Origin of the sequence: Allobosea sp. NPDC003192, assembly GCF_050275675.1 — a bacterium.
Classification (GTDB): domain Bacteria; phylum Pseudomonadota; class Alphaproteobacteria; order Rhizobiales; family Beijerinckiaceae; genus Allobosea.
In genome coordinates this window covers 1-23808 of sequence record NZ_JBNNPK010000034.1, presented here as the reverse complement: position 1 = coordinate 23808, position 23808 = coordinate 1, and the positions used below count along the sequence as shown (strand labels likewise).

Sequence of the window (23808 nt, the reverse complement as noted above, 5' to 3'; positions counted from 1 at the left end):
TGCTCTTCCATTTATCTTCCATGGAAGTTTGCATGGTTTATCGTCACCGCCAGGACATATGATGTCAAGCTTCCATTCTTGCTTGCATGGAAATAATCAAATGTGCTCAATCGGCCGCTGGAGGAGCCATGGTCGAGCTGACGCGCGCAGAGATTCCGGATGCTGGAGCAAAGCGTGGTTCGCTGGTCGACGAGGCCTATGCCGCGCTGAAGCAGGCGATCCGCGATACCGATTTCCCGCCCGGCTATCAGGGCTCGGAGCAGGAGATCGCCGTCCGCCTCGGCATGAGCCGCACGCCGGTGCATGAGGCGATCATCCGGCTGCAGGAGGACGGGCTGGTCCGTGTCCTCTCAAAGCGCGGCGTACTGATCTGCCCTCTGGCGCCGCAGGATATCCGCGAGATCTACGAGGTCGTCATCGCAGTGGAATCGATGGCGGCGGAGCTGCTGGCGGGCTTGCCTGAGGCGACCCGCGCAGCTGCGGCTGACGAACTGGAGGCGGCGACCGCCGCTATGGATGCAGCGCTGGCACGCGACGATCTGCCGGGCTGGGCCGAGGCCGACGAGCTCTTCCATCGCCTGTTGGTCGAGCGCTGCGGCAATGGCCGCTTGCGCCGCATCGCCCAGACGGTGACCGACCAGGCCCATCGCGCCCGTATGCTGACATTGAAGCTGCGGGCGAGGCCGAGCGGCTCGGCGCAGGCACATCGCGCGATCATCGCAGCTTTGCGTTCAGGCGATGCGGGAGAGGCGCATCGCAGCGCCCGGGCGCACCGCGTCGCGGCCCGCGACGAGATCGTGCCCTTGATCGAGCATATCGGCCTGCGGCAACTTTGAGCTGCCGGCATTCGCCCTGAACGATGCCGCAGGTCTGCGGGATCGCTGAATGACGACGGACGCCTTCTTCGCGAAAATCCGGACCTACGCCGATCTCTCGGAGGCTGCCGAGCGCGCCTGGGCGGCTCTTCTGCGGCCAAGGCACTATCGCAGGGACGAGATCTTCATCAGGGCAGGGGACGTTCCGACGAGCTATGCCTTCGTGGTCGAGGGCCTGTTCTATCAGCACTATGCCGGCCCCGACGGCGACCTGATCGTCAAATATTTCTTTCCTGAGAACCGTATCGCCGCCTCGGTCAGCGCGACGCTGCTGGCTGAGCCGAGCCTGTTCACCATCACGGCGATCGAGGACAGCGCCGTCCTCGAATACGACTTCGCGGCGTTCAGGACGCTCGCTGCGACGTTTCCCGATATCGGCGCCTTCTACATCCGCTACATGGAACGCCACTGGATCATCGACAAGGAACCGGACGAGATCTCCTTCCGGCACGACGACGCGATGAAGCGCTATCGCGACTTCATCCGCCGCGAGCCGGAGCTGCACAAGCGGCTGAAGCAGCACCACATCGCCGCCTGGCTCGGCATCACCCCGGAAAGCCTCAGCCGCCTGAGGCGCGCCATCGCCTATGGCCGGATGGAGCGCGGCTGAAGCGCTTTCTTACCAACATCAATTCGCGGATGCCGCATCGCCCCTAACACTCGCCATCAAGCAGCCGCGGTGGTGGTCATCGCGGCGCTTGTTGGACAGGGCGGGCGCGCCTCGCCACGATCGCGGGAGATGCAAGATGACCAGGATGATTTTCGTGAACCTGCCGGTGACGGATCTGGCGCGCGCCAAGGCCTTCTACGAAGCGCTCGGGTTCATCAACAATCCCCAGTTCAGCGATGACAGCTCGGCCTGCATGGTCTGGAGCGAGGCGATCCATGTGATGCTGTTGACCCACTCCAAATGGAGCAGCTTCACCAGCCGCCCGATCCCGCCGGCGAGCATGAGCGAGGTCATGCTGGCGATCTCCTGCGACAGCCGCGAAGCCGTCGACCGGATGAACGAGGCGGCGGCGAGCCATGGCGGCAGCGCCGACGTCAATCCGCAGCAGGACCTCGGCTTCCTGTTCAACCGCAGCCTGGTCGATCCTGACGGCCATGTCTGGGAGGCGGTGTGGATGGATCCAGCGGCGATTCCAGTGGGCTGAGAGATCGGCTTGGTTCCTTTGCCGTGGCCGGCGAACTGCCAAACCAGTTGTAACAGCCCGGCAGGAAACCGCCGGGCTCTTTCAACTCGGAGGCGAATGGACAGGTTCTCGGTACCAAGTCGCGCGGGGCGCGAGACTTTTCAAAATGCAATGACGGTGTCACTTAGGTGCTTTTAATTTCAATGAGTTACATAGGGTGGTGCTTTTGATCGTGTCACTATGGCGCAATGAAAATGTCACTGGGCGAGCTCGCCGTAGCTGAGCTCCAGGCAAAGAAAAACCCGGCAGTTTGAGCTGAGCCAGGCATGAAAGCCCGAGCGTGACACATCCAGCGCTTCGCAAAGCCACGCCACCGGTCAGATTCCCCGGTGCTTCGCAATGAACGTGAACCTCATGTCACGTCCTTCGCGAAGTAGGCTGCGGCCTTTTTTAGGATGTCGCGCTCCGCCTTGAGCTTGGCTACCTCTCGCCGCAGCTTCTCGATCTCAAGTTGCTCCGGCTTCATCTGACCGTGGCCGGGAAAGGCCTGCGTAGGATCGGCCGAAAGAGCTTCACCCATTTGCGCAACTGGTTCTCGTGGACATCCAGATCCCGAGACGCCTGCGCCGCTCACTCCGCGATCCTTGATCAGACGGACCGCCTCGATCTTGAACTCACGCCCAAACTGTCTTCGCCGCATACCCCACCTCCGGGTTCATGAAACACCTAATCCCGGTGTCCACGAAACCGGCAGCAGGCCAACCGGACATGTCGGCGACTTGATCGGTGTCGTGGAAAGATTCAAAATCACATCATCGCTTTAGATCAAAGATTCTGTGAGCGGGGGCTGCGACGGGCTCGCCGTCGAGAAGTGTGCTGAAGGCCTGCGCTGCGCGCCCGACATAGCGTTCCTTATGCCAGAGCTTGACGAAGTGCCGGTGGGGAATATCCGCCGCGACCTCGGTGAGCAGGCCTGAGTTTAAGTCGCTGGCGACAACGAGCTTCGACATCAGGCCGGCAGCTGAGCCTGCTGCGATTGCGGTGCGCACGGCTTCATTGGCCGGCAGTTCCAGCACGACCTCGAGGTCGGCGGTAGAATGGCCGGCGCAGGCGAGAACCGCTTCAAGGGCCTGCCGGGTACCTGAACCGGGCTCGCGCAAGACCCAGAGGCTCTCGCCGAATTCTGACGGGTCCACGCGTGTGCGCCTAGCCCAGGGGTGAGCGGGCGCGACGACAATCGCTAGTTCGTCTAGCGCGACGATCTCCTGCACCAGAAGCGGATCATCAATCTCGCCTTCGACGAAACCGATGTCGGCGCGTCCGTTGTGAATGGAAGCTGCGACCGTCTCGGTGTTGCCGATCATCAGCGGTGTCTCGATACCCGGGTGTTGGCTGCGAAACAGGGCAAGCTTCTGTGGCAGCCAGTAGTTGCCAACCGTTTGACTCGCAGCGAAGGACAGTCGCCCACGCTTTAGCCCGGCAAGATCCGACAGGACCTGCTCGCCAGCGACCGCACGGGCAAGGATCGCACGCGCCTCGTTCAGAAACTGGCGCCCAGCATCGGTCAGGACAATTCGGCGCCCGACGCGGTCGAACAGTTTCACGGCATGGCGATGTTCAAGCGCCGCAATCGCCGCACTCGTCGCCGACTGGGTGAGGTTCAGTTCCGTGGCGGCGCGTGTGACGTGCTCACGTTCAGCGACCGCGACAAAAATGCGAAGCTGTTCGAGGGTCATGAGCGTCGACGGTTCCGCGGAGTTTCGGCAGCCTGCAACGAAAATGATCGAGCTTATCGATCGAAACAAGAGAAACAACACGTTGGATTGTTTGAATCCGATGGCTCACAACCCGGCCGATAGAATTCCGGGTGCTGTGATGACGCTTCAAATCCCACATCGGGCGAGTCTGACTGATAGAGCAATCTCAGGCGTGAAGCGCTTCGGGCCAGGTGTGCTGCTGTGTTTGGCCGTTTCGGTTGCCGCGCTCGCGGCCGAGCGCCTCGAAGCCGCATTCTTCCAGCGGGCCTGGCTTGAAGCGCTCGTCTTGGCGATCCTTATCGGAACCCTAGTCCGGTCCCTCTGGAAGCCCGATAACCGCTGGCGCCCGGGCATCTCGTTTTCGGCGAAGGCGCTGCTGGAGGTTGCGGTCGTGTTGCTCGGTGCCTCCCTGAGCGCCGCGACGATCGCCGTCACCGGCGCCCCACTCCTGCTTGGTATCGCCGCCGTGGTTTTCGTCGCGATCGGCCTGAGCTACGGCATCGGCCGCCTGCTGGGACTGTCGCAAAGGATGGCGATCCTCATCGCTTGCGGCAATTCCATCTGCGGAAATTCGGCGATCGCAGCAACGGCGCCAGTCATCGGCGCTGACGGCGAGGATATCGCCGCCTCGATTGCCTTCACTGCCGTGCTCGGGGTCGTGGTCGTGCTTGGCCTGCCACTCCTGATTCCGATGCTGGGCCTCAGCACCCAGCAATTCGGAATCCTGTCCGGCCTGACGGTCTATGCCGTCCCCCAGGTCCTCGCGGCCACGGCTCCGGCGGGACCGACCGCGATCCAGATCGGAACCTTGGTCAAACTGGTGCGTGTGCTCATGCTGGGACCTGTCGTCCTGCTCCTCGCGCTGCTGTCGGGACGGCTGCGCCCCGAGGCGAATGAACCGGCACCGCACGAGCCGGCGGAAGCTCGGCCCAAATTGCGCCCATTCGCCGTCCAACACCTCGTACCCTGGTTCATCGTTGGCTTCATGGTGATGGCGGCGCTTCGCTCGGCCGGGTTGATTCCCACGGCTCTGCTGACGCCGATCGCGACTGTCGCGCATGCGCTGACGATCGTCTCGATGGCGGCGCTCGGGCTTAGCGTCGACGTCCGCTCCGTTGCCAAAGCCGGCCCCCGCATTACAGCCACGGTCGTCCTCTCGATCCTCGCGCTGATGACGATCTCGCTCGGCCTCATCCGCCTGCTTGCGGTGCCCTGAACCACTCAGACAAGAAGAAGCGGGCCTGAATGGTCGCTTCTCGGCTGCTCAGCTATGAGTCTCAGGACTTGCACTTCCGGGAGGCCATGGACGCGCTCCCTTCAGATCATTGGCCAAACTGGAAGGGCAGCGTTACGGGGGTATGCCTTCTTTCGTCATTGTCCCCGCATGCGCAATTCTTGGTACAATAGGCGCTGACAGACCTCGAAATGGATACCTCGACCCTCCTAATTGTCCATCGGGTGATGAGCGAACGGAGCATCCGGGGCACTGCCCGGGTGATGAGGAAACCGGTTTCAAGCATTGCCGCCGCGATCGATCGCCTGGAGAGCCAGATCTCTGTGCCGCTTGTGCAAAAGGCGGGGACGAGCGTTGTTCTGACTCTTGAGGCGGAGAGGCTTTCTCCTGCCATCAAGCAGCTCGCCGAGCATGTCCAGGACATAATGGCCATCGGCAATCGCAGCAGGCAGGACGTCTCGCTGAGCCTGAGCGCTTTGGCGCGCTTTGCGCATGTCGCCGAAACCGGCAGCATCCGCCGCGCGGCCAAGTCGCTCGGGCTGGGCCAGCCTCAGCTTGCCCGCCAGATCGCACATGTCGAAGCGACACTTGGCTGTCGCCTGCTCAACCGCCGCGTGGACGGCTCGACCATGACAGAGGCGGGAAAACGGCTGGTCACGTCGACACGTGCCATCGAGGCGATCTGGAATGAACTTGCCCATGCGGCCGCCGGGCGTTCCCGCCGAAGTGCCGCGACGATCCGGCTCGGCTCGATCAGTCCAATGGGACATGACAGCTTCGTCGCTACTCTGCTCGCTTCGCTGGTCGCGACCTGGATGAATGACAAGCCCCGCCAACCCTTGTTGGTAGCCAACACGACCACCGAAGGGCTCATCGCCGGGCTGAAGAGCGGCACCTACGATGCGGTGCTCCTGAACAGCGTCACCGTTCCAACGGATTTCGACAGTTATCTGATATCACGATCGCCGCTGTCGCTTGTGGGTCAGTCGCAAGTTATCAAAGCGGGAGAGGGCCGGGATGACCTGGCCAGGATCGTGCTTGGCTCTCCTGTCGCCGTCCCAAGCCCGAGGAGCGGGCTACGCCAGATCATCAATCGCCTGCTGGCGGATACGCTTACCGAGGCTGAACTGGACAGGCTGAAGGTGATCGAGCTGGATTCGATGCCCATCGTCATCAATCTGGTCCTGCATCACGGCGCCGTTTCGGTGCTGCCGTCGGAATCGGTCGCCCGGATGAGCGGTGACCTGCGGCAAATCCCGCTACCTGCAGAACTGGCCCTGCCATATTGGCTTGTCTGCCGGAAGAATGAGAGCGGACGCCAGACCGCCGACGCCCTGCTGACCGTGCTGGCGCGTTTGGGCTATGGCGAGAACGCAAAATAGCGCCTGAGAGTACGGGGACGCGATCGGGCTGTGACCTTCGATGGCTCCGCGTCCCGCCCGATCGTTAGCGACGCGAGCAGCTTCGCAGGACCGCCCGGCGAGCCCGGCGGGCCTGAGGTCAGATCGTGGTGCGACAGAGCCTGACCAGCGACGCTTTCGGCCTCAGCATAAGGGCTCCGCCCCGCTGAACCAGAGGAGCTCTTCGCCCAGCGGCGAATAGCGAAAATCGCTAGACTGCTGCGCACTCGATTTACGAGGACGGACGTCAATCCGGGTTAGATGGCGACGCTTGTTGCCGTCGTTTAAGTATCGGATACCACTTGAGAATTCATGAATTCGCAGTTCGGGATGCTGGGCATCTTATGCCAATCTGAAGAATTTGGGATATCCCAAAACATATACACCTCGACATAGGGTCATAGGGGCCTTCTCAGCGGTCAGAAGCTGTGCTTGGCTGCTCCTACAAGAAGACCTTCAGGGGAACTAATGCATGTCATGACTGCCCTTTAGGCAGGCCGCTCGGCTGCGCGACGGGATGCCGGCAGGGCAGGTCTCTCAGCCGGAGAGTAGACCTGTCTCGATACCCAATATCAGCGCGGCATCCGCGCCCATTGTCGGCAGCGGAGCCGGGCAGCGCGAAGCGCATGCCGTTCTGCCTGCCGTGTGACCCGCCCGGCAAAAGAAGGGATTGCCCCTTCATTCGCATTGAAATCTGGGAAGACGAAAAATGCAGGAAATCTGGATCGATTACATCAACGCCTTGGACACCAAGGCGCTTGAGCTGACCAACGATGAAATCCTCGACGCGGTGTCGGAGGCGCTGGCAGCGCAAGGGCGAGGCGAAACAGTAATCGAACCCAGGGTTCACCTGGTTCCCGAGAGCTCCGACAAGGGCCATTTCAACGTCCTGCGCGGCTATGTGAAGCCGCTCGACTGCGCCGGCGTGAAAGTGGTCGGTGACTTCGTCGACAACTACAAGGTCGGCCTGCCCTCCGAAATGGCGTTGCTGAACCTGTTCAACCCGCGGACCGGCATGCCGCAGGCCATCATCGACGCGACGGCGATCACCGACATGCGCACCGGCGCGATCACCGCGCTCGGCGCCAAGCACCTGGCGCGCAAGGACAGCAAGATCCTTGGCCATGTCGGCGCGCGCGGCACGTCCTACTGGAACGTGCGGCTCCTCGACCATCTGTTCGATTTCGACGAGATCCGTGTCCATTCGCGCCGTCCTGAGAGCCGCGAGGCCTTTGCCGCACGCCTGGAAAAGGATCTCGGCAAGAAGATCATCGTGACGGACAGCTGGGAGGATTGCCTGAAGGGCGCCGACATCATGGTGGAGGCGAGCCGCCTCCCCGAACCGACGCCGCTGTTCAAGACGAGTTGGGTGAAGAAGGGCGCCTTCGTGGTTCCTTACGGGACGATGAGCGCGTTGGAGTTCGATCTCACGGATATCATGGACAAGGTCGTCGTCGACGACTGGGGGCAGTGCCAGCCGGGCCGTCCTTTCGGCGCGCTTCGCCGGCATGTCGACGAAGGCAAGGTGACGCTGGAGACGCTCCATGGCGAGCTTGGCCAGATCGTTGCAGGGCTGAAACCCGGACGCACCGACGACAGCGAAACAAACCTGTTCTGGCATCGCGGCCTGTCGTCGTCGGACATCGCGCTGGGACACGCCATGCTTGAAAAGGCAAGGGCGCTGAAAATCGGACAACGCCTGAGATACGCCTGAGCGAATACCGTCAACCGTACACATCTAAAAACAAGAGGGGTGCGATCATGTTCAAGGTCTTCAAGGCGCTGGCCGGCGCCGTTGTTCTCGCCGGGCTCGCCAGCCCTGTTGTTGCGCAGACGGTCAAGGTCGGCAGCAAGAACTTTACCGAGCAATATGTGCTCGCCGAGATCTACGCGGCGGCACTTGAGAATGCCGGTATCAAAGTTGTCAGGAAGATCAATCTCGGCGGAACGCTGATCGCGCATCAGGCCCTGACGACCGGCGAGATCGACCTTTATCCCGAATACACCGGCACCGCTCTGATCTCCGTCGTCAAAGGCAAGGTCCAGAGCGACCCGGATGCCGTCTACAAGGAGGTCAAGGACTTCTACGAGAGCAACTTCAAGGTCACATGGCTGAAGCCCGATGCGATCAACAATGGCTATGCCCTGCTGGTCCGGCCGGAAACGGCGGCAGCCCATAACCTCAAGACGCTGAGCGATCTCGGCAAGGTTGCCTCCACGCTGATCTTGGGTGCCGGCCCTGAGTTCAGCGAGCGGGCAGACGGGTTGCCCGGCCTCAAGGCCACCTATGGCGCGGTGTTCAAGGAGTTCAAGCAGTTCGCCAAGCTCGGCCTGCGCTACGACGCGCTGGCCGCCAAGCAGATCGAGGTGGCGAACGGCTTCGCAACCGACTGGCAGATCGCCGACGGCAAGCTGGTCGCGCTCGACGACGACAAGCAGCTGTTCCCGCCCTACTACGTCGCGCCCGTCATCAGGCAGGACACGCTCGCGGCCAATCCGAAGATCGCCGCAACGCTCGACGCTCTCTCCCCGCTGCTGGACAACGACACGATGCGCAAGCTCAACGCGCGCGTCGAGAAGGATCGCGAGGAGCCGAAGGACGTCGCCAAGGCGTTTCTGAAGGAAAAGGGCGTGATCAAGTGAAACATCGCGCCGTCCAGGCCGTCGCCATGAAGCCAGCCGTCACGCTCGGGGCAACCCGCTTGACCATCGGCGATATCGTGGACGTCGCCGATGGTCGGCGTTCCATCATCTTCTCCGAAGTGGCCGAGGCCCGTATCGAAACCTCGGCGCGTACGCTCGCTTCGCTCAGCGCTGCGGGCGAGCGCATCTACGGCGTTACCACCGGTCTGGGGGCCGCCGTCGATACCACGTTGCGGGCGGATGACGACGTGCAGATGCGCGTGCCGCTGGCGCGTTGCGTCGGCGTCGGCCGGGCCGGTTCGCGCCGGGAGTTGCGCGCCATCATGACCACGCGGGCCGCGCGGCTCGCCCGGGGCTGTTCCGGCGCGAGTCTCGCGACAGCGCGCGGCTTGGCCGCGCTGGTGGAACGCGACGTGCAGCCGGTCGTCCCGATGACCGGCTCGATCGGGGAGGGAGATCTCGCACCGCTTGCCGCGATCGCCTCCGTTCTCACCGCGCAGGGCGCTGCGACTCTGGACGGCGAGATCATCCCCGGGGCCGTGGCGTTGGAACGCGCCGGTCTGGTTCCCCTCCGTCTCGTCGGCAAGGACGGCCTCGCGCTGGTGTCGTCCAATGCCGCTTCGGTCGGTCTCGCGGTGCTCTGCGTCGCCGATGCCCGGCACATGCTCTCGGCCGCCGTCGCGGCCGGAGCGCTTTCTTTCGAAGCCTACCGCTGCTCGCTGAATCCCATATCGGAGGTCGCGCTGGCACTGCGGCCCCTGCCGGGCCAGGAAGCGGTCGCAGGCGCGATGCGCGTGTTGCTTGAGGGCGGGACTCTTGTCCAGCCGGGCGCAGCCCGCCGCCTGCAGGACCCGTTGAGCTTCCGATGCATTGCCCCCGTCATGGGAGCGGCGGCTGCGGCGCTCGACGCCGCGCGCGATATCGTCGAGGCCGAACTCAATAGCAGCGACGACAATCCGGCGATCCTGCCGGAAGGGCACTCCCTGCCGAATGCCAATTTCGACACAACCCATCTGACGCTCGCCTTCGAAGGGCTGGGGCTCGCTCTGGCCCGGGTCGCGGCGATGGTCGGCGAGCGGATCATGAAGCTGATGTCGCCGGCCTCCAGTGATCTGCCGCGCTTTCTGAGCCCTATCCAGAGCGGTCGCAACGGCTATGCCACCGTGCAGAAGACGGTCGCGGCGCTGGTTGCGGAGATCCAGTACCGGGCCAATCCGATGCCTGTCTTCGTCCTGCCGGTCGCCGACCGGGTCGAGGATTACGCCACCATGGCGACGGCTGTGGTCGAGAAGACCGCCGACATCGTCACGCGGCTGCGGCTGCTGATCGCCGTGGAGTTGATGGTCGCGGCCCAGGCCGTCGATCTGCGCGAGGGCATCGCTCTCGGGCGAGGTGTGGCCGGCGTCCAGGCGGCGGTGCGCGGCGCCGTTGCCATGCTGACCGAAGACAGGCCCGCGACGCCCGACATCGAGGCGCTGGATGCGATGATCGCGGCAGGCGCCTTCGATGTCTTCGGCGGGATCGGCGAGGGGGCGAAGTGATGCTGCGCTGGGTTCCGACACATCTGCCCGAGATCGTTCAGGCGCTGTGGGAGCATGTCGTGCTCGTCGTGGTCTCGGTGGCGATCGCCCTGGCCATATCGCTGGTTCTCGGCGTCTACAGTGCGCGCCGACCTGCGGTTTACGCGGTTGTGGTCTTTCTGACCGGCGCCATCTTCGTGATTCCGAGCCTGGCGCTGTTCGCGCTGCTCATCCCCTTCCTTGGGCTCGGCTTCAAGCCGGCGGTCGTCGGGCTCGTCTCTTATTGCCTGCTCGCCCTGGTCCGCAATGTGGCGCTCGGCATCAGGTCGGTGCCACCGGAGGTGCTCGATGCAGCGACGGGCATGGGTTACGATTCCTGGCGGCGCCTGCTGAGGATCGAGTTGCCGCTGGCGATGCCGCTTATCGTGTCCGGTGTCCGCATCGCCACCATCACCGTCATCGGGATCGCGACCGTTGCCGCTTATATCAATGCGGGCGGGCTGGGCACGATCATCTTCGCCGGCATCGACCAGCGCTATCCCGAGAAGATCCTGACCGGCGGCCTGCTGGCGTCCGCAATGGCAGTGGCGGCCGACTTCGCCCTGACGCGCCTCGAACGGCGTCTGCGCCTCGGACGGGTGGGCTGACATGTCGCTGATTACCGGAACCTTCGCCTGGGTCGCCGATCACTGGGACCTGATGCGGACCGCCTTGATCCAGCACGCGGAAATGAGCCTCTGGTCGCTCGGTCTGGCCCTCGCTATCGGCATTCCGCTCGCCATCTCCGTTCTGGGGCGCGAGCGGCTGGCCGCGCTCGCCATCAACGTCGTCAACACGCTCCGCACCATCCCAAGTCTCGCGATCCTCGCCGCGGCGTTGCCGCTGCTCGGAATCGGCCTCGTGCCGTCCGTCGTCGCGCTGGTGGTGCTGGCGCTGCCGCCGATCCTGCTCAACACCTATATCGGCCTGCGGGAAGTGGATGCCGATCTCGTCGACGCGGCAGCAGGGATGGGCATGACGCGCGGCCAGATCCTGCGCAAGGTCCAGATTCCGCTAGCCGCCCCGGCGATCTTCGCGGGCATGCGGACGGCTGCCATCCAGGTGATTTCGGGAGCGACGCTCGCCTCCTTCATTGGCGGGGGCGGCCTCGGAGATTTCATCACGGCGGGGATCGCGGTCATGGACCAGCAGCGGCTGCTCGCCGGAGCGATCCCGATCGCGCTCCTCGCGATGGGCGTCGAAATACTGCTGGGTTTTGCGGAGCGGCGCCTGTTCAGGGACGTGCGCGAGGGAGGCAATGCGCGATGATCAGGCTGGAAGGCATCACCAAGCGCTTCGGCGCCGCCAAGCCCTCGGTGGACGATGTGACCATCGAGATGCCGGAAGGGACGACGACCGCGCTCATCGGCCCTTCCGGCTGTGGCAAGACCACGACGATGCGGATGATCAACCGCATGATCGAGCCGAGCGCAGGCCGTATCTTCATCGAGGGGCAAGACGTCACCGGGCTCGACCCCGTGACGCTGCGGCGGCGCATCGGCTACGTCATCCAGCAGATCGGCCTCTTCCCGCATATGACTGTGGCGGAGAACATCGCCACGGTGCCGCGCCTGCTGGGCTGGACGAAGGGCAGGACCGAAGAGCGCATCGACGAGCTCCTGACGCTGGTCGGGCTCGAGCCGGAGCGTTTCCGCAGCATGATGCCGCATCGCCTGTCCGGCGGGCAGCGCCAGCGCGTCGGCGTGGCGCGCGCGCTCGCCGCCGATCCGCCGGTCATGCTGATGGACGAGCCCTTCGGCGCCATCGATCCGATCGCGCGCGAACGGCTCCAGGACGAGTTCAAGGACATCCTCAAGCGCGTGCGCAAGACCATCGTCATGGTCACGCATGATCTCGACGAGGCGATGAAGATGGGCGACCGCGTTGCCATCATGCGCGACGGCCGGCTCATCCAATATGCGACACCGGACGAGATCCTGGCAGCGCCAGCGGATTCCTTCGTCGAGACCTTCGTCGGCCCCGACCGCGCGCTCAAGCGCCTCAGCCTGCGCACGGTCGATGCGCTGATGCGGCCGGGGACAATCGCGGATGCGCCCGTGGTCGCCAGCGGCGCATCGGTCCGAGAAGCGCTGGCGCGCCTGATAGGCTCCGGCATTCGCAGCGTGAACGTTCGTGGCTCTGACGGAACCATCCTGGGCCATGTCACGCGCGACGCCATTCTCGACGGGGCGGATGCCGCGGCATGAGCTGGGTCGCCAATGCCCGCATGTATGCGGTGACCGCCGATGCCTCGGCTGCCTGGGCTGAGCTTTTTGCCTGGGTCGCCCGCAAGAGCGGCGTCGCTCTGGAGACGATAGAGCATCACACGAGCCAGCCGATGACGGCGCTCTGGACGCGAGCCGATCTGGGTGCGGCGTTCATGTGCGGCCGGCCCTGGACGCGAGCCGAGCCGAAGCCCGTGCCGATCGCCTGTCCCGTGCCGGCGCCGTCGCGCTACGAAGGCGCTCCGCGCTACATGACCGATATCGTCGTGCGGGCCGACAGCCCCTTCCGGACGCTGGAGGATACGTTCGGTCATCGCATCGGCTACACGCTGGAGGAATCGCAGTCCGGCTTCAATGCCCTGCGCCACCATCTGCTGCGCTATCGCTCTGCGAGCCGGCCCGCGCTCTATGCGGAAAGTGTCGGTCCGCTGCATACGCCGCGCGGCGTGGTCGCAGCGCTTCTGTCTGGCGCGGTCGATGTCGGTCCGCTCGATTCCTATGCCTTCGACCTTATGCGCACCGCACCGGACGATCCCGCCCACCGCTTACGCGTCGTCGCGACTACGGTTCCTGCTCCGATCCCGTTTTTCGTCGCATCGCCGTCCTGCCCGCAGGATGTGGTCGTAGCATTGCGGGAAGGATTTCTGGCTGCTGGTAACGAACCTGAACTTGCAGATCTGCGGGATCGCTTGCTCCTGAGAGGCTTCCATACCGTCGTCGAGCCGGCCTACGATCTGCTCCGCGCCTGGGATGCGGAGGCCGTTGCAGCCAAGTATGGCATGCCTCGATGATCGCGCCGTTCTGCCGTTGTGGAGCTGAAAGGCAATTCGTCACAGCCGATGATCGCCGCCGCTCTCGAAGTCTCTTGATCCTCCCGACGGCGCTATCGAGTTGTCGTCTGAGGATACGACGAGTGTGAAGATTCCGGGCCGGTTCAATTCATCGCGCCTGATCCAGCGTATCGTGCCAGTTCGCGACCAGATCGCTGCCTGCAGAAAAGAATCTGACGATGCCGGCATGATAAACTCACGTTGATCCCAGTAACCCTGGCAAGGAAACCACAATGCGCCTCGATCGCCGGACCGCACTGTCATTGCTTTTGGGCGCCGCGAGCTTGAACCCCACACGGCTAGTTGCTCAATCAACAGATTATCCGACGCGATCGATCCGCATCGTTGTCGGGTTTGCTGCCGGCGGTGCGCCGGACGCGCTTGCGCGGATCGTCGCGGATAAGCTGACCCAGCGTTGGGGCCAGCCTACGATAGTCGAGAACCGCGTCGGCGCGCAGGGCAACACGGCCCTTGCCGCCGTCGCGAAATCGGAGCCCGATGGCTATACGCTGGCGCTCATGCCAGTTGGCAACGCAGCGGTGAACCCCAGCCTATTTGCGAACCTGCCCTACGATCCAGTCAAGGATTTCGCTCCGATCACCCAACTTGCCACCGTCGAGAACGTGCTCGTCGTCGGAGCGCAATCACCGATCAAGACGGTGCAGGACCTGATCGCACTCGGCCGCTCGAAAACGGCCAACTTGACTTATGCCTCACCCGGCGCCGGCAGCTTGGCGCATCTCGCGGCCGAATTGCTGGCGCGCTCAGCCGGGTTCGAAATGACGCATGTGCCCTATCGCGGTGTAGCACCGGCGCTGACGGACGTATTGCGCGGCGATGTTGGGTTGATCATTGCGCAGCTCTCGACCGCTAAGCCACTGATCGACAACGGGCAGCTTCGCGCCCTCGGCATCGCAAGCCGCGAGCGCAGCAAGGTCATGCCTGATCTGCCGACGATCGCGGAAGCCAGCGGCATCACGGAGTTCGCAGCTGTCTCCTGGTATGCGCTGATGGCGGTTGCGCACACTCCGAAAGCGATCATCGACAAACTCAACGGGGCAGTGGCGGAGGTGCTCAAATCTCCCGACGTGGTTGCTGCGATGAGCGCGCAAGGTGCGCAGCCGATTGGCGGCTCGCCGGCCGAGCTCGCAGCTGTGATCGCCGCTGACACCCAGCGCTGGTCGAAGCTGATCAAGGAAGCCGGCATCCAAGTGAACTAACGACATGCGCGCAAGTGACAAATTGGACGCGCCGCGGTGACAGAATATGCGTGTTGGTGACAAACTTCCTGCATCTTGAGACTCTGTGCCCAGCGCAGGCAACGGAGAGAATATTTCAATCAATCGATTGATTGAAATATAAGTCGATGCTATGCTCCGGCCATGGCACGTACATCCATCCTCAAGGACGCCGAAGGCACGAGGCAGGCGCTGATCCGCGCCGGCCTCGACCTCTTCGGCCGCAACGGCTTCGATGCGACCTCGACACGCGAGATCGCCCAGGCGGCGAAGGTCAACAGCGCCGGCATCGCCTATCATTTCGGTGGCAAGGACGGGCTGAGGCAGGCCTGCGCCGAGGCGATCATCGCCCGGATGCAGGCGGTGCTTGCCGGCGGGGCGCCGGCAGTCGCGATCATGGTCGATGCGGCCGATCGTGACGGTGCCACCGAGCAATTGCTCGCCCTGATCGACCGGGTTGTCGTCTTCCTGACGACGGCGCCGGAGAGCGAGCTGATCGCCCGCTTCGTGGTGCGCGAGATGCTGACGCCGGGCCCGGCCTTCGAGACGATCTATGGCGGGCTGTTCGAGCCTGTGCATCGCCGGGTCTGCCAGGTCTGGGCGGCGGCGACCGGCATGGAGCCGGAGGCGCCGGCGACGCGGCTCGCTGTCTTCGCCGCGATCGGCCAGGTCGTCTATTTCCGCATCGCGCGCCCGGCGGTGACCCGGCGCATGGGCTGGGATGGCATCGGCCCGGATGAGGCGCGCGCTATTGCCGAAACCGTCAGGCGCTCGGTCCGCGCCAGCATTCTCGCCTGCAGGGGAGAGGCGTCATGATCCTCGACTTCATCTGCTCCTTCGCCCTCGCCGCCTCGCTCGGGATCTGTGCGCCGCCGACGACCCGCGTCGTCGGCTATGTCGAGGGCGAGTATGTCCGGCTCGGCCCGATCGACACGGCCCGGATCGAGAGTGTCACGGTCCGGCGCGGCGAGCGCGTCGCTCCCGGCGCGCTGCTCGCCGAATTGCAGGCCGACGACGCTCGCAACAGCGTCGCCGAGAGCGAGGCGCGGCTGGTCCAGGCGCAGGCGCAGCTCGCCAACCTGCTCAGCGGCAAGCGGCCGGAGGAGATCGCGGTGATCGAGGCGGTCGCGGCCTCGGCCAAGGCTCAGGAGCGCGAGTCGGAGCGGGCGCTGGAACGCCGCCAGGACCTGTTCCGCCGGGGAGTCTCGACCCAGGCCGATCTCGACCAGGCGCAGACGGCGCGCGATGTTGCGACCGCACGTGTGCGCGAGACCGTCGCCAACCTGAATGTCGCCCGGCTGGCGGCGCGCGAGGAGGAGATCAAGGCGGCGCGCAATCAGGTGGCACAGGCGCAGGCGGCGCTCGACCAGGCGAAATGGCGGCTCGGCCAGCGCAAGCTGATGGCGCCGGCGGCCGGGATCGTGACCGACCTGGTGCGTCATCCCGGCGAACTCGCCGGTCCGTCCGCTCCGGCGCTGACCATCCTGCCCGATGGCGCGGTCAAGCTGATGCTCTATGTGCCGGAGGCGCTGCTCTTCGGCACCACGGTCGGCACGCGGCTCGATGTGCGCTGCTCCGGCTGCCCGCAGGGGCTTTCCGCCACCGTCTCCTATGTCTCGCAGGAGCCGGAGTTCACCCCGCCGGTGATCTATTCGGCCGAGACCCGCCAGAAACTGGTCTATCTTGTCGAGGCGCGGCCCGAAAGCGGGCCGGCGACGCGGCTCCAGCCCGGCCAGATCGTCGACGTAATGCTGCGGGGCCGCAAGTGAGCGCCGCCAATGTCATCGATGTGCGCGGCCTGACCAAGCGCTTCGGCAAGCGCACCGTCGTCGACAATGTCGATCTCGCCGTCAGGGAAGGTGAGATCGTCGGCTTTCTCGGGCCGAACGGCTCGGGCAAGACCACGACGATTCGTTTGATTTGCGGCCTGCTCACGCCTGATGCCGGAGAGGGGACGGTGCTGGGGCTCGATGTCCGCACCCAGAGCGCCGAGATCAAGCTCCAGGTCGGCTACATGACGCAGAAGTTCTCCTTCTACGAGGATCTGACGATCGAGGAGAACCTGACCTTCGTCGCGCGGCTCTATGCGCTGAAACCGGTGGATGAGGCGGTCGCGCGCACGCTCGACAATCTCGGCCTGACCTCGCGCAAGGACCAGCTCGCCGGCACGCTCTCGGGCGGCTGGAAGCAGCGCCTCGCGCTTGCCGCCTGCATCATGCACCAGCCGAAACTGCTGCTGCTCGACGAGCCGACCGCCGGTGTCGATCCGAAGGCGCGACGCGAATTCTGGGACGAGATCCACCGGCTCGCCGGCGATGGGCTGACCGTGCTGGTCTCGACCCACTACATGGACGAGGCCGAGCGCTGCCACCGCATCGGCTATATCGCCTATGGCAGGATGCTCGCGACCGGCACGGTCGACGAGGTGGTAAAGGGCTCGGGTCTCTCGACCTATGTCGTCCATGGCGCCTTGAAGCCGGCCGAGATCGCCGAACTGGCGAAGACCGATGGCGTCGAGCAGGTCGCGCCGTTCGGAACGACCTTGCATGTCGTCGGCACCGACAAGGCCAAGCTCGAAGCGGCGCTGGCGCATCTGAAGGATCGCCCCGGCATCCGTATCGAGCCGGACGCGACCAGCCTGGAGGACGTCTTCATCCAGTTCATGGCGAAGGCGCAGGCCGAAGGGAGGGCGGCATGAGCGCGCTTGCCCTGTTCTCGCCCGGCCGGCTTGGCGCGGTGCTCGCCAAGGAGTTCGTGCAGATGCGGCGCGACCGCATCACCTTCGCGATGATGCTGGTGGTACCGATCGTCCAGCTCCTGCTGTTCGGTTATGCGATCAACAACGATCCCAAGGGCTTGCCGGCGGCGGTTCTGGCGCTGGGCCAGGATCGCTACACCCGCTCGGTCGTCGCGGCGCTCGAGGTCTCCGGCTATTACCGCTTCGCCAAGCGGCCGGAGAGCGCGGCCGAGGCCGAGAGCCTGATGGCGCGCGGCGCGATCTCCTTCCTCGTCACCATTCCCAGCGATTTCGGCATGCGGGTCGAGCGCGGCGACGAGCCGCGCATCCTGGTCGAGGCCGATGCGACCGATCCGGCGGCGTCGAGCAATGCGGTCGGCGCGCTGCAGACCATCGCCAGCCGGGCGCTGACGCGGGCGCTCGGCACCGAGGAGGTGAAGCGCGAGCAGAACGAGAGCGCGCTCTCCTTCGTTATACACCGGCGCTACAATCCCGAGGGCATCACCCAATACAACATCGTGCCCGGCCTGCTCGGCGTCATCCTGCAGATGACCATGGTGATGATGACGGCGATGGCGCTGACCCGTGAGATCGAGCGCGGCACCATGGAGAACCTGCTGGCGATGCCGGCGACGCCGGGCGAGATCATGCTCGGCAAGGTCCTGCCCTATCTCGCCGTCGGCAGCGTCCAAGTCGCGGTTGTGCTGAGTGCTGCGAAGCTGCTCTTCGGCGTGCCCTTCCTCGGCAGCCTCGCGCTGCTGCTGACCTGCGTCACCGTCTTCGTGCTGGCGCTGGTGCTGCTCGGCTACACGATCTCGACCATGGCGCGCACGCAGCTCCAGGCGATGCAATTGACCTTCTTCTTCTTTCTGCCCTCGCTGCTGCTGTCCGGCTTCATGTTTCCCTATGCCGGCATGCCGCTCTGGGCACAGTGGCTCGGCGAGATCTTTCCGCTGACGCATTTCCTGCGGGTCGTCCGCGCGATCATGCTGAAGGGCGCCGATCTCGGCGATATCGGCCTCGAGGTGTTCTATCTCACCATCTTCGTGCCGATCTATGCCGGCATCGCGCTGATGCGGTTCAGGAGCACGCTGGACTAGTCGAACGCGGCGATAACGGTCTCGATCGGGAGGAACAGGATGCGGCTGTCCTCGGGATACTCGATGAATTCGGCGCAGCGCATATAGAAGCGTTTCGCCGCTTCATCCTTGGCGTGGACCAGCACTGCTCCGATGCCGATGCTCTGGGACGCGATTGCGATGCGACGAAGCGCGTCGGCCAGGATGTCGGCACCGAGCCCCTTGCCGGCATATCGTCGGTCCACCGCAAGCCGGCCGATCACCGAGACCGGGATTGTGTCCGGCGCGTTGCGCCGAACCTTGCCGGGCGCCGCGGCGCGTTCGATCGCTCCGGCCGAGATGCAAAAATAGGCGACCACGGTATTGCCTTCGCAGACCACATAGGTCCGCGAGAAGCGGCTCTCGTTTTTCACGGCGCGATTGCGCAACCAATCGTTCAGTGCGTGCTCGCCGCAATCGAAATCAGAGAGACCGTGCTCGGCGGACAGAGGCACAGGTGGAGATAGCCGAGACGCCACCTGTTCCTGCTCCTAACCTAGTTCTACCATGCCGGAGCCCGGCGCAGCAGCGCACGCAATTTCGGGCCCGGTATCGGCGGATCGTCGAGCGCCTTCAAGAAGGCGTCATAACGATCGGAATCGAGCGAGAAGAGGCGTTGATCCAGCAGGACGTCGATCGCCTCGCGGCGAGCGCTTTCGATCATGAACTCGGTGCGTGTCTTGCCAAGGACGGCCGCTGCTTCATCGATCAACTGGCGCGTGTTCGTTTCGATCCGCAGATTGATGTTGCCCCTGGTGCCGGGGGCAACCGGAGCTTTCGTTACCGAAGCTGCCGCCAGCCTTGCAGATTGTGATGTTCGCGTCCTCGACATGCCCCGAAAGATGAGCGCTCGTATCTGCAACGTCAATACACAGTGCCTCGAAGCCCGACCGGAGCCTGCGGCCACAGGGGTATGACATGTCCGTAAAGTGGCTTGCAAAATGATAGTGACTGCGCTAGCGAGCCCGGGCCATGCCGCCCAAGCTCGCTCCGCTCACCGAATGCCCCTGCGCTCTTGCGGTCGAGACCGTCGGCGAGTGGTGGAGCATCCTGATCCTGCGCGATGCGCTGCAGGGGCTGACCCGCTTCGACGAATTCGAGCGCAGCCTCGGCATCGCCCCGAACATGCTGACGCGACGGCTGAAGCATCTCACCGAGAGCGGGCTGTTCGAGCGGCGGCTCTATAGCGAGCGGCCGAAGCGCTACGAATATGTCCTGACCGAGAAGGGCCGCGACGTCTTCCCGGTCGTCGTGGCGCTGATCGGCTTCGCCAACCGGCATCTCGCGCCCGACGGCGCCTCGCTGCTGCTGGCCGAACGCGGGACCGGGCGGCCGATCACGCCGATCGTCGTCGACGCCACGACCTTGCAGCCGGTCACCGCGGAAAGCGCCACCGTCATCGCCGGGCCGCGCGCCAGCAACGACCTGCGCGAACGCCTCGCCGCGCGCCAGGCAGCCACCCAAGCCAGATCGAATTAGGAGCCTGTCATGCGCCGCATCGTCGTCACCGGACTGGGCGTCGTCTCGCCCTTGGGCTGCGGGGCCGAACTCGCCTGGCGGCGCCTGCTCGCCGGCCGCTCCGGCTTGCGGCGCCTGCCCTATGCGATCGCCGAGACCCTGCCGGCCAAGGTCGCCGGCATCGTGCCCGGCAAGGCCGAGGACAATGAGGGCGGCTTCGATCCCGATGTAGCGATCGCGCCGAAAGACCAGCGCAAGATGGATCGCTTCATCCAGTTCGCGCTGGTCGCCGCCAAGGAGGCGCTGGCTCAGGCCGGCTGGCAGCCGCAGGACGAGGCCGAGCGCGAGCGCACCGCGACGGTGATCGCCTCGGGCATCGGTGGCTTCCCGGCAATCGCCGAGGCGGTGCGCACCACCGACGAGCGCGGCGTGCGCCGGCTCTCGCCCTTCACCGTGCCGTCCTTCCTGGTCAATCTCGCCGCCGGCCATGTCTCGATCGACCATGGCTTCAAGGGGCCGATCGGCGCGCCGGTGACGGCCTGCGCCGCTGGCGTGCAGGCGATCGGCGATGCCGCACGGATGATCCGGGCCGGCGAAGTCGATATCGCGCTCTGCGGCGGCAGCGAGGCTTGCGTCGATCTCGTCGCGCTCGGCGGCTTCGCCGCGGCGCGTGCCCTCTCGACTGGCTTCAACGACGAGCCGCAGAAAGCCTCGCGCCCGTTCGACCGCGACCGCGACGGCTTCGTCATGGGTGAGGGCGCCGGCATCCTGGTGATCGAGGCGCTGGAGCATGCGCAGGCGCGCGGCGCGACGATCCTCGCCGAACTCACCGGCTACGGCACCAGCGCCGACGCCTACCACATCACCTCCGGCCCCGAGGACGGCTCCGGCGCGCGCCGGGCGATGGAGACGGCGCTGAAGCAGGCCGGCCTGAAGCCCGGCGAAGTCGGCCATCTCAATGCGCATTCGACCTCGACGCCGGTTGGCGACCGCGGCGAGCTCGCCGCGATCAAGGCGGTGTTCGGCGATCAGGGCGGCATCGCGATCAGCGCGACCAAGGCGGCGACCGGCCATCTGCTCGGCGCGGCCGGCGGGCTGGAGGCGGTCTTCACCATCCTCGCTCTGCGCGACCAGATCGCGCCGCCGACGCTCAACCTCGAGAACCAGGACGAGGACGCGGCCGGGCTCGACCTGGTGGCGAAGACGGCGCGGCCACTTGCGATGGAACACGCCATCTCGAACGGTTTTGGCTTCGGCGGCGTCAATGCCAGCGTCGTGTTCAAGCGCTGGCGCTGAGCGCCTTCAAAGCGTCACCACGATCTTGCCGAACTGCTCGTTCGATTCGAGGTAGCGATGCGCCTCCATGATCTGCTCGAAGGCGAAGGTCCGGGCGATGATCGGTTTCAGTGAGCCATCGCTCAGCCCGTCGAGGACGAACGCCTTGGCGGCCGCGAGGCGCGCGGGATCGCCGGTGATTTCGTGAACGAGATAGCCGCGCAGCGTCAGGCTCTTGCTGAGAACGTTGAAGAGCGGGAAGGGCGTCGCCTCGGGGCTGAGGCCGCCGTACTCGATCAGGATGCCGCCACGTGACATCGCCGCGGTCAACGGCAGGAAGGCCGGGCCGCCGACGGCGTCGAACACCACCCTGACGCCATCTTCGCCGGCGATCTCTCTTAGCCGGGCTTCGATATCCTCCTCGGCCGAAGCGACGACATGGGCGGCGCCGGTTTCCCGCAGCGCTTGCACCTTGCGCGAGGTCCGTGTCACCGCGATCGGGATCGCGCCGACCCGGTTGGCGATCTGGATCGCAGCGAGGCCGACGCTGCTCGATGCCGCGGTGATGGCTACGTGCTCACCCTTACCGAGCCGGGCGATGTCGATCAGCGCGCCATAGGCGGTGAGGTATTGCATCCAGCTCGCCGCGGCAGCTTTCCAGTTCAGCGTCGGCGGGTGCTTGATCGCCAGCTCCGCCGGGACTGTGACGAACTCGCCATGCACCGGCCAGCTGAGCATCGAGCGCGGCGGTACTAGGCTGACGGCATCGCCGGGCGAGAGGCCATCGACGCCTGCGCCGACGCTCTCGATAAGACCGGCGGCTTCGAGGCCGATGCCGGAGGGAAAGCGCGCCTGTTCGATGTAGGTGCCTGAGCGAAACAGGGCTTCGGCACGGTTGAGGCCGAGCGCCCTGGTCCGGATGCTGACCTCGCCGGGGCCGGGCGGCGGAATATCGACGTCCTCGATGGTGAGGACTTCGGGGCCGCCTTGTCTGTGAAAGCGAATCGTACGGGCCATGCTCATGACTCCAAAACAGAGCGAAGGAATGAGTTATGGCAGCGCGCTATCCTGCGATAAATTGCGCGCTATGATCGATAATCGGAACCATTGATTTCGGATGATGGATCGCCTCACCAGCATGGCAGTCTTCGTCAGGGCGGTCGACCACGGCTCCTTCGCCGCGGCAGCCTCGGCGCTCGGCCTGTCGGCGCCGATGGTCGGCAAGCATGTCCGCTTCCTGGAGGAGCGGCTCGGCGTTCGCCTGCTCAACCGCACGACGCGCCGGCAGAGCCTGACCGAGTTCGGGCGCGCCTACTACGAACGCTGCCGAACCGTCCTCGCCGAAGCGGAGGCGGCCGATGCGCTCGCCGCCGACCAGTTGGGCGAGCCGCGCGGTAAGCTGCGAGTGGCGCTGCCGGTGCTGTTCGGCCGCTGCTGCGTCATGCCGATCCTGCTCGGTCTGGCGCGCCGCCACCCGCAGCTCGAACTCGACCTCGCCTTTGGCGATGGCTTCGTCGATCTCGCCGAGGGCGGACATGACCTCGCCATCCGCACCGGTGAGCTGCACGATGCGGCCAATCTCGTGACGCGCCGCGTCGCCCGCCAGCGCATGATCGTCTGTGCCGCGCCATCCTATCTCGACGCGCACGGCAGCCCGGCGCAGCTCGCCGATCTCAGCGATCATGATGCGCTGATCTATCGCCGCTCCGGCGGCGTGCGCCCCTGGCTGTTCCCGCGTGAGGACGGGCCGCCGACGGAGGTCACACCGCGACACCGTTTGCGGCTCGACAATCTCGAGGCCATTGCCGACGCGACCTTGCTCGGCATGGGCTTGGCCTGGCTGCCATCCTGGCTGGTGCGCGAGCGTCTCAATGCCGGAGAGCTGGTCGAATTGCTGCCGGATGAGGGCCGGCTGCCCTATGACGTCCACGCGCTCTGGCTGCAGACGCCGCATCTGCCGCCGAAGGTGCGCGTCGCCATCGACGCGCTGGCGGCGGAGCTGCCGGGGCTGATGTGAGGCGGCCCCGGCGTTGGTTTGCGCTCAAAGCGGGATGTTGTCGTGCTTGCGCCAGGGGCGCTCGACGCTCTTGGTGCGGAGCATGGCGAGCGCGCGGGCGATCCGGCGGCGGGTCGAATGCGGCATGATCACCTCGTCGATATAGCCGCGCTCGGCCGCGACGAAGGGGGACATGAAGCGGTCCTCGTATTCTTTTGTCTGGCGCGCGATCGTCTCGGCGTCGCCGCCGCGGAAGATGATCTCGACCGCGCCCTTGGCGCCCATCACCGCGATCTGCGCCGTCGGCCAGGCATAGTTGACGTCGGCGCC

At 65.1% G+C, this 23808-nt stretch carries 25 protein-coding genes and 1 pseudogene; 20 read left to right on the top strand and 6 right to left on the bottom strand.

What is annotated here, in order from left to right; genetic code table 11:
• The first annotated feature begins 128 nt into the window (after nucleotides 1-128).
• The 3 genes from ACQKLX_RS28825 (at nucleotide 129) to ACQKLX_RS28815 (ending at nucleotide 2029) form a co-directional block, all read left to right on the top strand.
• On the top strand, nucleotides 129-836 hold the full coding sequence (locus tag ACQKLX_RS28825; protein WP_427364989.1) for a GntR family transcriptional regulator: 708 nt from the start codon (nucleotides 129-131) through the stop codon (nucleotides 834-836).
• 49 nt (nucleotides 837-885) lie between these two features.
• On the top strand, nucleotides 886-1485 hold the full coding sequence (locus ACQKLX_RS28820) for a Crp/Fnr family transcriptional regulator (RefSeq protein ID WP_427364988.1): 600 nt from the start codon (nucleotides 886-888) through the stop codon (nucleotides 1483-1485).
• 136 nt (nucleotides 1486-1621) lie between these two features.
• A complete protein-coding gene (locus ACQKLX_RS28815) occupies nucleotides 1622-2029 on the top strand; it encodes a VOC family protein (protein WP_427364987.1) in 408 nt (135 codons plus the stop codon).
• A gap of 293 nt (nucleotides 2030-2322) precedes the next feature.
• Here ACQKLX_RS28815 and ACQKLX_RS28810 read toward each other — a convergent pair.
• Nucleotides 2323-2708, bottom strand: a pseudogene (locus tag ACQKLX_RS28810) (transposase); the annotation flags it as partial.
• Between the two features lie 112 nt (nucleotides 2709-2820).
• The gene (locus tag ACQKLX_RS28805) at nucleotides 2821-3744 is read right to left on the bottom strand and encodes a LysR family transcriptional regulator (RefSeq protein WP_427364986.1); all 924 of its coding nucleotides are present in this window, start codon (nucleotides 3742-3744) and stop codon (nucleotides 2821-2823) included.
• Between the two features lie 139 nt (nucleotides 3745-3883).
• On the opposite strand from ACQKLX_RS28805, the gene ACQKLX_RS28800 reads away from it, so the two are divergent.
• From ACQKLX_RS28800 to ACQKLX_RS28735, 14 genes are all read left to right on the top strand, one after another.
• Entirely contained in the window at nucleotides 3884-4981 is a 1098-nt protein-coding gene (locus tag ACQKLX_RS28800; RefSeq protein ID WP_427364999.1) for a YeiH family protein, read from the top strand.
• Nucleotides 4982-5190: 209 nt separating this feature from the next.
• Nucleotides 5191-6381, top strand: coding sequence for a LysR family transcriptional regulator (locus tag ACQKLX_RS28795; protein WP_427364985.1), 1191 nt, complete (start codon nucleotides 5191-5193; stop codon nucleotides 6379-6381).
• 727 nt (nucleotides 6382-7108) lie between these two features.
• The gene (locus ACQKLX_RS28790; RefSeq protein ID WP_427364983.1) at nucleotides 7109-8113 is read left to right on the top strand and encodes an ornithine cyclodeaminase family protein; all 1005 of its coding nucleotides are present in this window, start codon (nucleotides 7109-7111) and stop codon (nucleotides 8111-8113) included.
• 47 nt (nucleotides 8114-8160) lie between these two features.
• On the top strand, nucleotides 8161-9042 hold the full coding sequence (locus ACQKLX_RS28785) for a glycine betaine ABC transporter substrate-binding protein (protein WP_427364982.1): 882 nt from the start codon (nucleotides 8161-8163) through the stop codon (nucleotides 9040-9042).
• A 26-nt stretch (nucleotides 9043-9068) separates the two neighbouring features.
• On the top strand, nucleotides 9069-10583 hold the full coding sequence (locus ACQKLX_RS28780) for an HAL/PAL/TAL family ammonia-lyase (RefSeq protein WP_427364981.1): 1515 nt from the start codon (nucleotides 9069-9071) through the stop codon (nucleotides 10581-10583).
• Between the two features lie 2 nt (nucleotides 10584-10585).
• Nucleotides 10586-11209 (top strand): ABC transporter permease, encoded by a 624-nt coding sequence (locus tag ACQKLX_RS28775; protein ID WP_427364998.1) that lies wholly within the window; start codon nucleotides 10586-10588, stop codon nucleotides 11207-11209.
• Nucleotide 11210: 1 nt separating this feature from the next.
• Nucleotides 11211-11870 carry an ABC transporter permease gene (locus ACQKLX_RS28770; protein WP_427364980.1) on the top strand — a complete coding sequence of 220 codons (660 nt, stop codon included), beginning with the start codon at nucleotides 11211-11213 and terminating at the stop codon, nucleotides 11868-11870.
• Nucleotides 11867-12808: an ABC transporter ATP-binding protein gene (locus ACQKLX_RS28765; RefSeq protein ID WP_427364979.1), complete on the top strand. Its 942-nt coding sequence runs from the start codon at nucleotides 11867-11869 to the stop codon at nucleotides 12806-12808. The genes ACQKLX_RS28770 and ACQKLX_RS28765 overlap by 4 nt, the downstream gene beginning before the upstream one ends.
• Nucleotides 12805-13617 (top strand): phosphate/phosphite/phosphonate ABC transporter substrate-binding protein, encoded by an 813-nt coding sequence (locus ACQKLX_RS28760; protein WP_427364978.1) that lies wholly within the window; start codon nucleotides 12805-12807, stop codon nucleotides 13615-13617. Before ACQKLX_RS28765 ends, ACQKLX_RS28760 begins: the two co-directional genes overlap by 4 nt.
• Before the next feature lie 272 nt (nucleotides 13618-13889).
• Nucleotides 13890-14876, top strand: coding sequence for a Bug family tripartite tricarboxylate transporter substrate binding protein (locus ACQKLX_RS28755; protein ID WP_427364977.1), 987 nt, complete (start codon nucleotides 13890-13892; stop codon nucleotides 14874-14876).
• A gap of 162 nt (nucleotides 14877-15038) precedes the next feature.
• On the top strand, nucleotides 15039-15710 hold the full coding sequence (locus ACQKLX_RS28750) for a CerR family C-terminal domain-containing protein (RefSeq protein ID WP_427364976.1): 672 nt from the start codon (nucleotides 15039-15041) through the stop codon (nucleotides 15708-15710).
• Nucleotides 15707-16663 (top strand): HlyD family secretion protein, encoded by a 957-nt coding sequence (locus ACQKLX_RS28745; RefSeq protein WP_427364975.1) that lies wholly within the window; start codon nucleotides 15707-15709, stop codon nucleotides 16661-16663. Before ACQKLX_RS28750 ends, ACQKLX_RS28745 begins: the two co-directional genes overlap by 4 nt.
• Entirely contained in the window at nucleotides 16660-17592 is a 933-nt protein-coding gene (locus ACQKLX_RS28740; RefSeq protein ID WP_427364974.1) for an ABC transporter ATP-binding protein, read from the top strand. Before ACQKLX_RS28745 ends, ACQKLX_RS28740 begins: the two co-directional genes overlap by 4 nt.
• Nucleotides 17589-18731 carry an ABC transporter permease gene (locus ACQKLX_RS28735; RefSeq protein ID WP_427364973.1) on the top strand — a complete coding sequence of 381 codons (1143 nt, stop codon included), beginning with the start codon at nucleotides 17589-17591 and terminating at the stop codon, nucleotides 18729-18731. The genes ACQKLX_RS28740 and ACQKLX_RS28735 overlap by 4 nt, the downstream gene beginning before the upstream one ends.
• Here ACQKLX_RS28735 and ACQKLX_RS28730 read toward each other — a convergent pair.
• Together ACQKLX_RS28730 and ACQKLX_RS28725 are read right to left on the bottom strand one after the other, a co-directional pair.
• On the bottom strand, nucleotides 18728-19228 hold the full coding sequence (locus tag ACQKLX_RS28730; protein ID WP_427364972.1) for a GNAT family N-acetyltransferase: 501 nt from the start codon (nucleotides 19226-19228) through the stop codon (nucleotides 18728-18730). The two genes, ACQKLX_RS28735 and ACQKLX_RS28730, sit on opposite strands and share 4 nt — an antisense overlap.
• Nucleotides 19229-19251: 23 nt before the next feature.
• A complete protein-coding gene (locus tag ACQKLX_RS28725; protein WP_427364997.1) occupies nucleotides 19252-19581 on the bottom strand; it encodes a type II toxin-antitoxin system TacA family antitoxin in 330 nt (109 codons plus the stop codon).
• Between the two features lie 140 nt (nucleotides 19582-19721).
• Between ACQKLX_RS28725 and ACQKLX_RS28720 the strand changes: the two genes are divergently transcribed.
• Entirely contained in the window at nucleotides 19722-20228 is a 507-nt protein-coding gene (locus ACQKLX_RS28720) for a winged helix-turn-helix transcriptional regulator (RefSeq protein WP_427364971.1), read from the top strand.
• 9 nt (nucleotides 20229-20237) lie between these two features.
• Nucleotides 20238-21503: a beta-ketoacyl-ACP synthase II gene (gene fabF, locus ACQKLX_RS28715; protein ID WP_427364970.1), complete on the top strand. Its 1266-nt coding sequence runs from the start codon at nucleotides 20238-20240 to the stop codon at nucleotides 21501-21503.
• 6 nt (nucleotides 21504-21509) lie between these two features.
• Here the strand turns inward: fabF and ACQKLX_RS28710 are convergent, their stop codons facing one another.
• Nucleotides 21510-22499 (bottom strand): zinc-dependent alcohol dehydrogenase family protein, encoded by a 990-nt coding sequence (locus ACQKLX_RS28710; protein WP_427364969.1) that lies wholly within the window; start codon nucleotides 22497-22499, stop codon nucleotides 21510-21512.
• Between the two features lie 103 nt (nucleotides 22500-22602).
• Between ACQKLX_RS28710 and ACQKLX_RS28705 the strand changes: the two genes are divergently transcribed.
• Nucleotides 22603-23499, top strand: a complete 897-nt coding sequence (locus tag ACQKLX_RS28705) for a LysR family transcriptional regulator (protein ID WP_427364968.1) — start codon at nucleotides 22603-22605, stop codon at nucleotides 23497-23499.
• A 24-nt stretch (nucleotides 23500-23523) separates the two neighbouring features.
• On the opposite strand, the gene ACQKLX_RS28700 is transcribed toward ACQKLX_RS28705, so the two are convergent.
• Nucleotides 23524-23808, bottom strand: a 285-nt coding sequence (locus ACQKLX_RS28700; RefSeq protein WP_427364967.1) for a carboxyl transferase domain-containing protein, incomplete at its 5' end; no start/stop codon positions are given.